The sequence below is a fragment of the Serratia rhizosphaerae genome, assembly GCF_009817885.1.
In the GTDB taxonomy this organism is placed as follows: domain Bacteria; phylum Pseudomonadota; class Gammaproteobacteria; order Enterobacterales; family Enterobacteriaceae; genus Serratia_B; species Serratia_B rhizosphaerae.
In genome coordinates, this window is sequence record NZ_CP041764.1 from 1,316,000 (window position 1) to 1,331,071 (window position 15,072).

Annotated in this window: 13 protein-coding genes; 5 read left to right on the forward strand and 8 right to left on the reverse strand. The window is 56.1% G+C overall.

Annotated features, from left to right (window positions below; all coding sequences use genetic code 11):
- Positions 1-10: 10 nt before the first annotated feature.
- The 8 genes from ftsL to leuO form a co-directional block, all read right to left on the reverse strand.
- Complete coding sequence (ftsL, locus tag FO014_RS06260; RefSeq protein WP_015670910.1) at positions 11-331, reverse strand: cell division protein FtsL; 321 nt, start codon at positions 329-331, stop codon at positions 11-13.
- On the reverse strand, positions 328-1,269 hold the full coding sequence (gene rsmH, locus FO014_RS06265; protein ID WP_160028379.1) for a 16S rRNA (cytosine(1402)-N(4))-methyltransferase RsmH: 942 nt from the start codon (positions 1,267-1,269) through the stop codon (positions 328-330). The genes ftsL and rsmH overlap by 4 nt, the downstream gene beginning before the upstream one ends.
- Positions 1,270-1,271: 2 nt before the next feature.
- Positions 1,272-1,730, reverse strand: a complete 459-nt coding sequence (gene mraZ / locus FO014_RS06270) for a division/cell wall cluster transcriptional repressor MraZ (protein WP_105229762.1) — start codon at positions 1,728-1,730, stop codon at positions 1,272-1,274.
- Between the two features lie 720 nt (positions 1,731-2,450).
- A complete protein-coding gene (gene cra / locus FO014_RS06275; RefSeq protein WP_160028381.1) occupies positions 2,451-3,455 on the reverse strand; it encodes a catabolite repressor/activator in 1,005 nt (334 codons plus the stop codon).
- Positions 3,456-3,654: 199 nt separating this feature from the next.
- A complete protein-coding gene (ilvN, locus tag FO014_RS06280) occupies positions 3,655-4,146 on the reverse strand; it encodes an acetolactate synthase small subunit (protein WP_015670906.1) in 492 nt (163 codons plus the stop codon).
- Between the two features lie 2 nt (positions 4,147-4,148).
- A complete protein-coding gene (ilvI, locus tag FO014_RS06285; RefSeq protein ID WP_160028383.1) occupies positions 4,149-5,867 on the reverse strand; it encodes an acetolactate synthase 3 large subunit in 1,719 nt (572 codons plus the stop codon).
- A gap of 404 nt (positions 5,868-6,271) precedes the next feature.
- A complete protein-coding gene (locus FO014_RS06290) occupies positions 6,272-8,071 on the reverse strand; it encodes an AMP-dependent synthetase/ligase (RefSeq protein ID WP_160028385.1) in 1,800 nt (599 codons plus the stop codon).
- Positions 8,072-8,518: 447 nt separating this feature from the next.
- Positions 8,519-9,466, reverse strand: a complete 948-nt coding sequence (leuO, locus tag FO014_RS06295; protein WP_160028387.1) for a transcriptional regulator LeuO — start codon at positions 9,464-9,466, stop codon at positions 8,519-8,521.
- A gap of 698 nt (positions 9,467-10,164) precedes the next feature.
- Here leuO and leuL point away from each other — a divergent pair.
- From leuL to leuD, 5 genes are all read left to right on the forward strand, one after another.
- Positions 10,165-10,248: a leu operon leader peptide gene (leuL, locus tag FO014_RS24250; RefSeq protein WP_111737729.1), complete on the forward strand. Its 84-nt coding sequence runs from the start codon at positions 10,165-10,167 to the stop codon at positions 10,246-10,248.
- An 88-nt stretch (positions 10,249-10,336) separates the two neighbouring features.
- Positions 10,337-11,911 carry a 2-isopropylmalate synthase gene (leuA, locus tag FO014_RS06305; protein WP_160028389.1) on the forward strand — a complete coding sequence of 525 codons (1,575 nt, stop codon included), beginning with the start codon at positions 10,337-10,339 and terminating at the stop codon, positions 11,909-11,911.
- A gap of 2 nt (positions 11,912-11,913) precedes the next feature.
- The gene (leuB, locus tag FO014_RS06310) at positions 11,914-13,005 is read left to right on the forward strand and encodes a 3-isopropylmalate dehydrogenase (RefSeq protein WP_160028391.1); all 1,092 of its coding nucleotides are present in this window, start codon (positions 11,914-11,916) and stop codon (positions 13,003-13,005) included.
- A gap of 1 nt (position 13,006) precedes the next feature.
- On the forward strand, positions 13,007-14,407 hold the full coding sequence (gene leuC / locus FO014_RS06315) for a 3-isopropylmalate dehydratase large subunit (protein ID WP_111737731.1): 1,401 nt from the start codon (positions 13,007-13,009) through the stop codon (positions 14,405-14,407).
- A gap of 11 nt (positions 14,408-14,418) precedes the next feature.
- Entirely contained in the window at positions 14,419-15,021 is a 603-nt protein-coding gene (gene leuD, locus FO014_RS06320; RefSeq protein WP_105229754.1) for a 3-isopropylmalate dehydratase small subunit, read from the forward strand.
- Positions 15,022-15,072 lie beyond the last annotated feature (51 nt).

Here is a 15,072-nt window from a genome sequence, read left to right on the forward strand (position 1 = left end):
GTTAAACCACTCATTGTTTAACGATGATATTTTCTTGCGATGGATCGACGTGCTGCATCTGCAGCTTCTCAATCGCCGTGCGCTCCACGCGGCTGTGGTCACCCAATGCATTCTCTTCGAGGATCAGGTTGCGCCATTCGATATCCAGCGCATCACGCTCCAGCACCAGTTGCTCGCGCTCGGCGGTCAGCAGGCGGGTACGGTGCGCGGTAGTCACCACCAAAATGGCGGACACCAGCACGGCTATCAGCAAAATCAGCGGGATCTTGGCGTTACGCAGTAAATCGCCGCCGATAACCCCGACCAACCCATGGCGCTCATTCCCAATCACTCGGATACCCTCTCGGCAATGCGCAACACTGAACTGCGCGCACGTGGATTTTCGGCCACTTCTTCAGGCGGCGGCATCATCTTGCCCAGCGACTTCAGGCTGCGGCCGCCCAGCTCGCGCAACTGCGCTTCGGTCAGCGGCAGCCCCGCCGGCACCTGGGCGCCGCGGCTGTGGTGACGCATAAAGCGTTTTACAATCCGGTCTTCCAGCGAGTGGAAGCTGATAATCGATAAGCGCCCCTGCGGTGCCAGTACGTCCAGTGCGCCTTCCAGCGCGCGCTCGATCTCTTCCAGTTCACTGTTGATGTAAATACGGATGGCCTGGAAGCTGCGGGTCGCCGGGTGTTTATGCTTTTCTTTGAACGGACTGGCGGCGGCAATCAGCTCGGCCAACTCTTTGGTACGCGTCATCGGCTCTGTTTTATTACGCTCGACGATGGCGCGTGCAATACGCTTGGCAAAACGCTCTTCACCAAAGGTTTTCAACACCCAGGCGATATCTTCCGCTTCGGCTTTCAACAGCCATTCCGCGGCGGACTGGCCGCGCGAGGGGTCCATGCGCATATCCAGCGGCCCGTCGCGCATAAAGGAGAAACCGCGCTCCGGATCGTCGAGCTGCGGTGAAGAGACCCCCAGGTCCAGCAGAACGCCGTCGATCTGCCCTTCCAGTCCGCGCTCCCGCACATAATGCGACAACTCGGAGAACGGGCCATGTACGATGTTAAAACGAGGATCTTCAATAGATTTGGCGGCTGCAATCGCCTGCGGATCGCGGTCAATCGCCAACAAACGTCCTTCCGGCCCGAGCTGGGACAGAATCAGACGAGAATGGCCACCGCGACCAAAAGTACCGTCGATATATATGCCGTTACTGCGGATGTTGAGGCCGTTAACCGCCTCATCCAACAGTACGGTAGTGTGTTTATAATTTTCCAACATGCTTATAGCGACAAGTCCTGTAGCCGCTCAGACAACGGTTCCTGAGACGACTGTTCAGCGTCAATATCATCCTTGACTTGTTGATACCAGGTCTGTTCATCCCACAGTTCAAACTTGTTGAACTGGCCGACCAGCATCACTTCTTTCGTTAGTCCGGCGTGTTGACGCAACGTACTCGCTATCAACAACCGCCCGGCATTATCCATCTGGCACTCACTGGCATGCCCCAACAGCAAGCGCTGCACGCGGCGCTCCGCAGGGTTCATGCTCGACAGACGGGATAATTTTTGTTCAATCACTTCCCATTCGGGTAACGGGTAAAGCAGCAGGCAGGGCTGATGGAGGTCAATGGTACAGACCATTTGGCCTTGCGATTCCTCGTTCAGCGAGTCCCGGTAACGGGTTGGTACGGCAAGCCGCCCCTTGCTGTCGAGGTTGACCATCGTCGCCCCTCGAAACATTCCTGAGCTACCCCTTCGTGACCTTTTTCACCACTTTACCCCACAAATTCCCACATAAAGGAGTTTACGGAGGGTATTAAAACCTTGTCAAGCCAGAGCGGCGGTGCTTTGGCAATATTTCTCTGTTCGTTTTGGGAGCTGACTCGCGAAAGGAACTCTTTTTATTCGGCAATAAAAAATTAACACCATGATAAACGAGGAGAATTTTTTGAAAGGAAAGTAGGCGGTTAACAATCTGACAAATTGGCGATTAATTAGCTCAATACTTTCTTCTGTAATCGAAGTCTCATTTTTCAATTGTTCTTTTGCCCCGCGGCATGACGGCCAAACCCGCTGCGGCGCAGGCCTGCGGCACGGCACATCCCCGCAAGCGCCGACGATAATGCCCTAAGGTAATTACGGTGATGCCGGCAGTCCGATAACGGGGGACGTTATTTTACTGCAATTAAACGGTGAATGCCGAGAGGGGAAAATAAAATAAATGTTTTGATGATTACCAGGCGGGCTAATTGCGATTTAAATCATATTACTAAGATTATTCCCAAAAAACTTTACAATACGGCCGCATTTCCTTACATGTTTATTCCTATCGTTTTTGGCATTTCAATTAGAAAAACGCATAGAAATCACAACCCACTGTTTTATATCATTTTTATTAAAACACTCGAGAATACGCGCCTGACAGCAAGGGAACAGCGCGCTGTCCCCCTGCCCATAGGGTTACTTTCTGCTCAGGCTGCCGCGTCGGAACAGATTACGACGAATGCGCGTCAGACCCGGCTTCGGCTTACGCGGCTCATCCAGGCTGGCCAGCACCAGCTCCAATACGCGCTCCGCCACATCGCGGTGGCGCTGCGCCACTGCCAGCACCGGACACTCCAGGAAATCCAGCAGTTCATGGTCGCCAAACGTGGCAATGGCCAAATCGGTCGGCAGACGCCCTTGTTGCTTCAAGGTCACATCCATCACGCCCTGCAGCAATGAAAACGAAGTGGTGAACAGCGCCTGCGGCATCGGGTGGGTTTGCAGCCACTGGGCGAACAACGTCCCTGCGGCTTCGCGCTCATAGCTATTGGCGTACAGGTAATCCACCTGGCGCTCATCATCCTGCCAGGCCTGACGGAACCCCTGCTCGCGCAGGAAACTGACCGACAATTCCGGCAGCGCGCCCAGGTACAATACCGACTCTGCCGGGAAAGTGCGCAGCTCCTGCGCCAGAGTAAAGGCGTCTTCCTGATCGGCGCCTACGACGCTGATGAAATGCTCGCGATCCAACGCGCGGTCCAGCGCGATGATCGGCAGCGAACCATTCGCCCAGCGCTGGTAGAAAGGGTGCTCCGGCGGCAGCGCGGTCGAGACGATAATCGCGTCAACCTGACGCTGCAACAGGTGCTCAATGCAGCGCATTTCGTTGTCCGGCTGATCCTCGGAGCAGGCAATCAGCAACTGGTAGCCGCGCTGACGCGCCTGACGCTCCAGATAGTTGGCGATGCGTGTGTAGCTGGTGTTTTCCAGGTCGGGAATCACCAATCCGATAGAACGTGTCCGACCGGCGCGCAGCCCTGCCGCCACGGCGTTCGGATGATAATTATGCTCCCTGACCACGGCCATCACTTTTTCGACGGTTTTATCGCTGACGCGATACTGTTTCGCCTTACCGTTGATGACATAACTGGCCGTAGTGCGCGAAACGCCAGCGAGACGCGCGATTTCATCCAGTTTCACGTTAACCCCTTACTGATGCTGAAAATAGAGAGTGAAGGCAGCCCTCAGCAAGCATCGCAGCCATGCAATGCTTCAATCCGGCTTAACGATCTAACAGCAGAAACCTCTAGCGGGCAACCGATTTTGCCGCAAGGTGCCGGCAAACGGGCAAATTTTACCGCCGGAGACCTACAGCAGGGGCGCCGACGCCCCCGCCTTTTCAGCGCATGATCTTATCGCCACGCGAGACGCCAACGACGCCGGAGCGCGCCACCTCGACGATTTCCGCCACTTCACGCACCGTTCCCAGGAAAGCGTCCAGTTTATCGCTGGTGCCTGCCAGCTGCACGGTGTACAGCGTCGCGGTGACATCAACAATCTGCCCGCGGAAAATATCGGCGCAGCGCTTCACCTCTTCACGGCCGTAGCCGCTGGCCTGCAGCTTGACCAGCATAATTTCACGCTCGACGTGCGCCCCCTGCGCCAGTTCGCTGACGCGCAGCACATCCACCAGCTTATGCAGCTGCTTCTCAATCTGTTCCAGCACCTTCTCGTCGCCCACCGTCTGGATGGTCATGCGCGACAGCGTCGGATCGTCGGTCGGCGCGACCGTCAGACTTTCAATGTTATAGCCACGCTGGGAAAACAACCCGACCACGCGCGACAACGCACCGGATTCATTCTCCAGTAATACAGATAAAATACGCCGCATGATCAGGTCCTCTCCGTTTTGCTCAGCCACATTTCGTCCATGCCGCCACCGCGGATCTGCATGGGGTACACATGTTCGGTTTCATCGACGGTCACATCGACAAACACCAGTCGTTCCTTCTCCGCCAGCGCCTGCGCCAGCTTGCTTTCCAGCTCATCCGGGGTGCGAATGGCGATGCCAACATGCCCGTAGGCCTCGGCCAGCGCGACGAAATCGGGCAGCGACTCCATATAGGACTGCGAATGGCGGCCAGAATAGATCATGTCCTGCCACTGCTTTACCATGCCGAGATAGCGGTTGTTCAGATTCACCACCACCACCGGCAGATTGTATTGCAGCGCGGTGGACAGCTCCTGAATGTTCATCTGGATACTGCCGTCGCCGGTGACGCACACCACGGTCTCCTCCGGCAGCGCCAGCTTCACCCCGAGCGCCGCCGGCAGTCCGAAGCCCATCGTGCCCAGGCCACCGGAATTGATCCAGCGGCGCGGCTTGTCGAACGGATAATACAGCGCGGCGAACATCTGATGCTGGCCGACGTCGGACGTCACATAGGCGTCGCCTTTGGTCAGGCGATGCAGCGTTTCAATCACCGCCTGCGGTTTGATGGTATCACCGTTTTTGTCATACCCCAGGCAGTCACGCGCGCGCCACTGCTCAATCGACTGCCACCAGTCGCGCAATGCATCAAAGTCCTGCGGCTTGTTGCTCTGCGCCAGCAGCTCCAGCATCTGCGCCAACACCTGCTTCGCATCGCCGACGATCGGGATGTCCGCATCCACGGTTTTGGAGATGGAGGTCGGGTCGATATCAATATGCAGCACGGTGGCATCCGGGCAGTACTTCGCCAGATTGTTGGTGGTGCGATCGTCAAAGCGCACGCCGACGGCGAAAATCACATCGGCGTGATGCATGGTCTTGTTGGCTTCATAGGTGCCGTGCATCCCCAGCATGCCGACGCTCTGACGGTGCGTCCCCGGGAAGGCGCCCAGCCCCATCAGCGTACAGGTGACCGGCAGGTTGAGGCGTTCCGCCAGCGTTATCACCTCCGTGTGGCATTCGGCATTGATCGCGCCGCCGCCGACATACATCACCGGTTTTTTCGCCGCCATCAGAGTATGCAGGGCGCGTTTGATCTGCCCGCGATGCCCTTGCACCGTCGGGTTGTAAGAACGCAGGCTGACCTCCTGCGGATAGGCGTAAGGCATGCGCACCGCCGGGCCGACAATGTCTTTCGGCAGGTCGATCACCACCGGGCCGGGACGGCCGCTGGCGGCCAGATAAAACGCCTTTTTCAGTACGCCGGGAATATCTTCGGTGCGTTTGACCAGGAAGCTGTGTTTCACCACCGGACGCGAGATCCCTACCATGTCGCACTCCTGGAAGGCGTCGTAGCCAATCAGCGAGCTCGGCACCTGGCCGGAAAGCACCACCATCGGAATGGAGTCCATATAGGCGGTGGCGATACCGGTAATCGCATTGGTCGCCCCCGGGCCGGAGGTGACCAGCACCACGCCGACTTCGCCGGTGGCGCGCGCATAGCCATCGGCCATATGCACTGCCCCCTGCTCATGGCGCACCAGTACGTGATCGATTCCGCCCACCGTGTGCAGAGCGTCGTAAATATCGAGCACCGCCCCGCCCGGATAACCGAATACATGTTTAACGCCCTGGTCGATCAGCGATCGCACGACCATTTCGGCTCCTGACAACATCTCCATGGGTTTGCCTCCAGGCTTACTTATACTTGTCTGGCGCCGGAACGTAGCGCCTGCTCGTCGGGTATACCCCGACGTGATGCGTTTCTCACTTACCCATCACCGCGCAGAGTAATGTCATGAATATAAGGCGGCCAACCGGCGCTTAAACCGGAAAATGACGGGTATAGAATCCCTTAACATAACGTCAGTATATGAGGGCAGGCAAACGACAAAACGGCGGCAGGAAAATACGAAAATGGCTATCGATCTGGCATTTGACGGAGGGCTAAAACAATGCACTAGTCAACGGCGGATGCAGCTAGGCATTGTTTCATGAATGGCGATAATTACAGAACTAAATCAGGCTGGGTTTATGCCGTTTTTTTCAGCAGCGGCGATTAGTAAACCACCTTCAGTCAGAAGATTTACTGATACATGGCCTCAATTTCATGCTGATAACGCTGGGAGATCACCTTACGCCGCAGCTTCAGCGTCGGCGTAAGCTCCCCCAGCTCCATCGAAAACGCCGCCGGCAACAGAGTGAACTTCTTCACCTGTTCGAAGCGGGCCAGCTCTTTTTGCATCTCACGCAGGCGCGCCTCGAACATTTCGACAATCTGGCTATGGCGTAACAGTTCCAGACGATCGTGGTACTTGAGATTGACCGATTTGGCGTATTCTTCCAGCGATTCAAAGCAGGGCACAATCAACGCGGACACGAACTTGCGCGCGTCGGCGATAACCGCCACCTGTTCGATAAAACGATCCTGGGCCAGCGTACCTTCCAGCATCTGTGGCGCAATATATTTACCGCCGGAGGTCTTCATCAGATCCTTCAGCCGCTCGGTGATAAACAGATTGCCATGATCGTCAATCGCGCCGGCGTCGCCGGTCTTCAGCCAGCCGTCAGCGGTAAACGCCTGCGCGGTTTCCAGAGGTTTATTGAAGTAACCGCGCATCACGATCGGGCCGCGCACCTGAATCTCGTTCTCTTCGGCGACGCGCACCTCAACGTCAGGCAGCGGTTTGCCGATAGAGCCAAAGCGGAAGTCGTGCTCTTCCCAGCAGGAAACGGTGGCGCAGGTTTCCGTCATGCCGTAGCCATACTTGATGTTTATGCCCAGCGCCTGGAAGAACAGAATCACATTATCGTCCAGTTTGGCTCCGGCGGCCGGCAGAAAGCGCACCCGTCCCCCCAGCAGACCGCGCAGTTTGCTGAGCACCAGCTTATCGGCCCAACGGTGCGCCTGCGCGGACAACCGGCCGTCAGACGTACCAGCACACTCCTGCAAAAACTTTCGCTCGCCGCAGCCAATCGCCCAGCGGAATAACAGACGACGCCACCACGGCGCGCGGGCAACCCTCTCATGCACCGCGCTGAAGATTTTCTCATAGAAACGCGGCACGGCGCACATCACGGTCGGCCGCACCGCCGTCATCGCCTCACGCACCCAGTCGGTATTCGGCAGAAAAACATTCTGCGCGCCGGAATGCATGATAAAGAAGCTCCAGGCGCGCTCAAACACGTGTGACAACGGCAGGAAGCTGAGTGAGACGTCTTCTTCTCCCACCGTCAGACGCTCATCATGCTGATTCAGTTGAGCCGCCATATTGCGGTAGTCCAGCATCACGCCTTTTGGTTCACCGGTCGTGCCCGAGGTATAAATCAGCGTGAACAGATCCTGCAGTTCACGAGCGCTGATACGCTCATCCAACTGCGCCTGATAACGTTCTACGTCCGCGTCTCGCTCCAGTTGTTTCAGGTAACAGGCGATCTCGCAGCCGTGCAGTTCCACCGCGTCGTTAAAGGCAATAATCTGCGTCAGCTGCGGGCAAACGCCTCGCAGCGCAATAGCGGCATCCATTTGCGCCTGGTCGCCGACAAACAGAATGCGGATATCGGCATCATTCAGAATAAACGCCGCCTGCGCGGCGGTATGCGTGGCATACAGCGGTACGCTGACCGCACGCAGCTGTAAAATAGCCAGATCGGCCAATGACCAGGCCATGCTGTTATTGGCAAAAATCGCCACGCGCTCCTGCACTTCAACGCCTAACGCCAGCAGGGCGCTGGCGATATGATCCATATGCGTGCCGACCTGCCGCCAGGTCAGACGGTTTTCGCCCGCCGGTGTCCATTGACGGAAGGCGACACAATCGGCGCGCTGGCTGCGCTGCTGCTGGATACGCTGAATCAGATGGTAGTGCTGGAGATTTCTGGTCATAGAGCCTTAAGCCTGAAACGGATCAATCGATTAGCTGCTGCAGGGCACCAATGCCCCAAATCTCAGCTTACACGTGTTTACTTTTTTCCGCGCAGTTTACCGGCTCTCTGATAAAGGGGAAAGGAATTTCAGCGTAGCCCTGTGAGCTCAAAAGCACGGCAGTGCTGCTGAATGTGACACCAAGCATACAACCGGGGAAGCCGCTGCTTACAATTATTCCGTCAATAACGTGCTAAAAGACACGAGAACCCCCACCGCCCATAACAGAACAAAACTCTACAATTTAATTATTTACCAGTTTTAAAATTTGAAATAATAAAAACAAATCAGCACCACAGAAATACAGGATATTTCTAAATAAAAAATAATCATTTACTTAAAGAAACGCCATTCACCCACCGATAAAAATTAACCCGCGGGCGATCCCTCGGGTTAATTATCCGTGATTTAACCCAGCATCTCAGATTCGCCAAGTACCGACTTCATCCACTGATGTCCTTTATCGCGCTCGGCTGATTCATGCCAGGAGAGATAACAGGTAACCTGTTTTTTATCCAGCGGCAAGGTCAGTAATTTAAGCTGCAAATTCGACGCATATTTCTGAGCAAACCAACGGGGGGCAATGGCCAACATATCGGTACGGGAAACCAGATTCATCACGCTATATAAATCCGTACACTGCTGAGAAACGATACGCTGCATGGCGTCTTCGATATAATGTGCTCGGCTAAAAGAACAGAACCGCTCCAAGGAAACGACCGCATGCTGCTCCATCATCAGCTGTTCACGCGTAATGCCGCTCATTATCCGCGGATGCGCTTCCGCAGCGACCACCACCAGTTCATCGTCAAATAATGCGTGACGCTTAAATTCGCTGTGTTCAAAATACGTATAGCCAATAACAAACTCCATCTCCTGATAACGCAGCTGATGTTCAATGTTATTGTTGAGATAGGATTTTATTTGCAGGCGAACGTGAGGGGCCATTTCCTTCACGCTGTTGATGACTTTCGCCGTCAGACGTAAATCCAACGGGCTACAAATGGAGATCGGGAAAATACGCTCACTGGTCAAGGCGTCAAACCCCGCCCCCGGCAGTTCATTTTGCACCAGCTGCAGCGCCTGGCGAATCGGCCCAAACAGCTGTCTGGCGCGCATGGTCGGCTGGATGCCGCGGCCAAATCGCACGAACAGCTCATCGTTAAACATTACCTTCAACCGGGCGACCGCATTACTTACCGCAGGCTGCGACATACCAAGCACATTTGCCGCTCGCGTGATATTTTGCATTTGCATCACGGCATCAAATACGGTGAGCAGATTAAGATCGACGCTGCGCAGATGAATATCACCGCCATCCTTACCCAAGACATTTCCCGAATCATATCCAGACATATCCAACTCCACTAAGTCCTATGTAGATAACTTCACCGACGCACCATTAAGAAACGGTGCCAGAAATCGCATTCCATTTTCCCGAGCGGTAAAGTTAGTCCTCTTGGTAAGTTATCCTGCAAAAGATAAAAACCAAGATTCATCCAATATAAATACGACACTAAAATTTATGCCAACGATTTTACCGGCCCATTACGCAATTTATTTAACCCTCAATAGGAATAAGCCGAAATAGTGTTAAAAAAACGCTCCGCACAAGATGAATCAGAACATAAAAATAGAAAATGAACAATCATGCAGTATTAAAAGCAGTGATTTTTAGGACAGTTACATTTCATATATAACGGCTATGTACGCCGAGTCATTCCATCATTCAATTTAAGATTGTAATAAATAGACACCATGAATACCTCACTTTTTTCAATATGCATTAGTCATTTATTGTGAGTAAATTTTACCCTACCTTCAATCAGAATCAATGTCGTATCTCACCACACAATTCATTTATGCCAATCGCGTCCCAATTCCAATGTTTTTTCGAACCAAAAAATGCATTTTTTTCGACATTATCTACTGATGGATAGCATGATGCCGCGTTCAGTTTCATTTACCCCGGGTTTTAAAATCAGGTGTTGACATCGCCTGAGCGATAACGTATCAAATTAGGCAACGCAAACATTTTAGAGAAGTGGAATCACATGATCCGTATTACTCGTCTACTAGGCCTACTACTAAACGCATCTTCTTTGCGCGGTATGCCAGTGGGCGGCGATCGGTCCTGATTCAGCCACTCAGCTATAACAAACCCGCGCTACTGCGCGGGTTTTTTTTTGCCCGCTTAGCGTGAAAAACACGATAAGGAACCAAGCGATGAGCCAACAAGTCATTATCTTCGATACCACATTGCGCGACGGTGAACAGGCGCTGCAGGCCAGCCTGAGCGTAAAAGAAAAGATTCAGATCGCAATGGCGCTGGAGAGGATGGGCGTCGACGTCATGGAGGTTGGCTTCCCGGTATCTTCACCGGGTGACTTTGAATCGGTGCAAACTATTGCACGCCAAATCAAAAACAGTCGCGTCTGCGGCCTGGCGCGCTGCGTCGACAACGATATCGATGTCGCCGCCGAGGCGCTGCGCGTCGCCGAAGCGTTCCGTATTCACGTCTTCCTGGCCACCTCAACGCTGCATATCGAGTCAAAATTAAAGCGTTCGTTCGATGAAGTGCTGGAGATGGCCGTACGCTCGGTGAAGCGCGCACGCAACTATACCGACGACGTCGAGTTCTCCTGTGAAGACGCCGGACGCACGCCGATCGATAACCTGTGCCGCGTGGTTGAAGCAGCCATCAACGCCGGCGCCACCACCATCAATATCCCCGATACCGTCGGCTATACCACGCCGAACCAGTTTGGCGGCATTATCAGCACGCTGTACGACCGGGTGCCGAACATCGACAAGGCGATTATCTCCGTGCACTGCCATGACGACTTAGGCATGGCGGTCGGCAACTCAATCGCGGCAGTGCAGGCCGGCGCCCGTCAGGTGGAAGGCACGATCAACGGCATCGGCGAGCGCGCGGGCAACACCTCACTGGAAGAGGTGATCATGGCGATTAAAGTGCGCCAGGACATCATGAACGTGCACACCAATATCAACCACCAGGAAATCTACCGCACCAGCCAGTTGGTCAGCCAGCTGTGCAATATGCCGATTCCCGGCAACAAAGCGATCGTCGGCTCCAATGCCTTCGCCCACTCCTCCGGCATTCACCAGGACGGCGTGCTGAAAAACCGTGAAAACTACGAAATCATGTCGCCGCAGACCATCGGTCTGAAAGACGTTCAGCTGAACCTGACCTCGCGCTCCGGCCGCGCGGCGGTGAAGCACCGCATGGAAGAAATGGGCTACAAAGATCAAGACTACAGCCTGGACGATCTGTACGCCGCTTTCCTGAAACTGGCGGATAAGAAAGGCCAGGTGTTCGACTACGATCTGGAAGCGCTGGCGTTTATCAATAAACAGCAGGAAGAACCGGAACACTTCAATCTGGGTTACTTCAGCGTGCAGTCCGGCAGCAGCATTATGGCCACCGCCTCGGTCAAACTGATATGCGGCGGCGAAGAAAAAGCCGAAGCGGCCACCGGCAACGGCCCGGTCGATGCGGTCTATCAGGCCATCAACCGTATCACCGACTTCCCGATCGAACTGGTGAAATATCAGCTGACGGCGAAAGGCCAGGGCCGCGACGCGCTGGGCCAGGTGGATATTGTGGTTTCCTACAACGGCCGCCGCTTCCACGGCGTCGGCCTGGCGACCGATATTGTCGAATCCTCCGCCAAGGCGATGATCCACGCATTAAATAATATTTGGCGCTCCCAACAGGTAGAAAAAGAAAAACAGCGTCTGCAGCAAACCAAACATCAAAATAATCAGGAAACGGTGTGAACATGACGAAGAGTTACCATATTGCCGTCTTACCCGGAGACGGAATCGGCCCGGAAGTAATGGCGCAGGCAAAAAAAGTGTTGGAGGCGGTGCGCCAGCGCTTTGATATCCGCATCACCACCAGCGAATACGACGTCGGCGGCATTGCCATCGACCGCCACGGCAGCCCGCTGCCGGCGGCGACGCTGAGCGGCTGCGAACAGGCGGACGCCATTTTGTTCGGCTCGGTGGGCGGCCCCAAGTGGGAACATCTGCCGCCGGCGGAACAGCCGGAGCGCGGCGCGCTGCTGCCGCTGCGCAAGCACTTCAAACTGTTCAGCAACCTGCGTCCCGCCCGCCTGTACCAGGGGCTGGAAAACTTCTGCCCGCTGCGCGCCGATATCGCCGCCGCCGGCTTCGATATCCTGTGCGTCCGCGAGCTGACCGGCGGCATATACTTCGGCCAGCCGAAAGGGCGCGAAGGCCAGGGCATGCAGGAGCGCGCCTATGACACCGAGGTGTATCACCGCTTCGAGATCGAACGTATCGCGCGCATCGCCTTTGAATCGGCGCGCAAACGCCGTAATAAGGTCACCTCCATCGATAAGGCCAACGTACTGCAAAGCTCGATCCTGTGGCGCGAAGTGGTGAACGAGGTTGCCAAAGATTACCCGGACGTGGCGCTGTCGCACATGTACATCGACAACGCCACCATGCAGCTGATCAAAGATCCGGCGCAGTTCGACGTGCTGCTGTGCTCCAACCTGTTCGGCGATATTTTGTCGGACGAGTGCGCCATGATTACCGGCTCGATGGGTATGCTGCCTTCCGCCAGCCTGAACGAGGCGGGCTTCGGCCTGTACGAACCGGCGGGCGGCTCCGCGCCGGATATCGCGGGTAAAGGTATTGCCAACCCGGTAGCCCAGATCCTGTCGCTCACCCTGCTGCTGCGCTACAGCCTGGAGGCCGCTGAAGCCGCCGATGCTATTGAGCGCGCTATCAACCAGGCGCTGGAACAGGGTTACCGTACCGCCGATTTGGCCGGCGACGGCAAGGCGGTCAGCACCGATGAAATGGGCGATATCATCGCCCGCTTTGTGGCACAGGGGGCATAACATGGCCAAGACGTTATATCAGAAATTGTACGATGCCCACGTGGTTTACGAAGCGCCGAACGAAACGCCGCTGCTGTATATTGACCGCCACCTGGTGCATGAAGTCACGTCGCCGCAGGCCTTCGACGGCCTGCGCGCCATGGGCCGCAAGGTGCGCCAGCCGGGCAAAACCTTCGCCACCATGGATCACAACGTGTCGACGCAGACCAAAGACATCAACGCCAGCGGCGAGATGGCGCGCATTCAGATGCAGGAACTGATCAAGAACTGCGCGGAGTTCGGCGTATCGCTGTATGACCTGAACCACCCGTTCCAGGGCATCGTGCACGTGATCGGCCCGGAGCAGGGCATGACGCTGCCGGGGATGACCATCGTCTGCGGCGACTCCCACACCGCCACCCACGGCGCCTTCGGCTCGCTGGCGTTCGGCATCGGCACGTCAGAAGTAGAACACGTGCTGGCGACCCAGACGCTGAAACAGGGGCGCGCCAAGACCATGAAAATCGAGGTCACCGGCGACGCGGCGGCGGGCATCACCGCCAAAGACATCGTGCTGGCGGTGATCGGCAAAACCGGCAGCGCCGGCGGCACCGGCCACGTGGTCGAGTTCTGCGGCAAGGCCATCGAAGCGCTGAGCATGGAAGGCCGTATGACGCTGTGCAACATGGCGATTGAAATGGGTGCCAAAGCTGGGCTGGTCGCGCCGGACGACACCACCTTCGCCTACCTGAAGGGCCGCCAGTTCGCGCCGACCGGCGATAACTGGGAACAGGCGGTCGCCTACTGGCGCACGCTGAAGTCCGATGACGACGCACAGTTTGACAGCGTGGTGACGCTGCGCGCCGAAGATATCGCGCCGCAGGTTACCTGGGGCACCAACCCGGGGCAGGTGATCGCCGTCAATCAGATCATCCCGGCGCCGGAGTCGTTCAGCGATCCGGTCGAACGAGCTTCCGCCGAAAAAGCGCTGGCCTATATGGATCTGCAACCGGGCATCAAACTGACCGAAGTGGCGATCGACAAAGTGTTTATCGGCTCCTGTACCAACTCGCGTATTGAGGATCTGCGCGCCGCTGCGGCCATTGCCAAAGGGCGCAAAGTCGCCAGCGGCGTCCAGGCGATTGTGGTGCCCGGCTCCGGCCCGGTGAAAGCGCAGGCGGAGGCCGAAGGGCTGGATAAAATCTTTATCGAAGCCGGTTTTGAATGGCGTCTGCCCGGCTGCTCCATGTGTCTGGCGATGAACAATGACCGCCTGAACCCGGGCGAGCGCTGCGCCTCCACCAGCAACCGCAACTTTGAAGGGCGTCAGGGACGCGGCGGGCGCACCCACCTGGTCAGCCCGGCCATGGCCGCCGCCGCCGCCGTCAGCGGCCACTTTGCCGATATTCGTGAACTGCACTAAGGAGCATCACCATGGCTAAATTTACTCAACATACCGGCTTAGTGGTGCCTTTGGATGCGGCCAACGTCGATACCGACGCCATTATCCCGAAACAGTTTCTGCAGAAGGTGACGCGCACCGGCTTCGGCCAGCACCTGTTTAACGACTGGCGCTTTCTGGACGATGCCGGCCAGCAGCCCAACCCGGACTTCGTGCTGAATAAAGCGCGTTACAAGGGCGCCAGTATCCTGCTGGCACGGGAGAACTTTGGCTGCGGCTCCTCGCGCGAACATGCGCCGTGGGCGCTGACCGACTACGGTTTCAAAGTGGTGATTGCACCGAGCTTTGCCGATATTTTCTACGGTAACTCGTTCAACAACCAGCTGCTGCCGGTCACGCTGAGCGAGCAAGACGTGGATACGCTGTTCAAACTGGTGGAAGCCAACGAAGGCATCGAGTTTACCGTCGACCTGGAACAGCAGACGGTGAACGCCGGCGGCCACAGCTACCCGTTTGAGATCGACAGTTTCCGCCGCCACTGCATGATCAACGGCCTGGACAGCATCGGCCTGACGCTGCAGCACGACGCGGATATCGCCCGTTACGAAGCCAATCAGCCGGCGTTTCTCAACTGATTCGGCCACGCTGACGCACAGCAGGGGCGGATATTCCGCCCCTGCTTCATC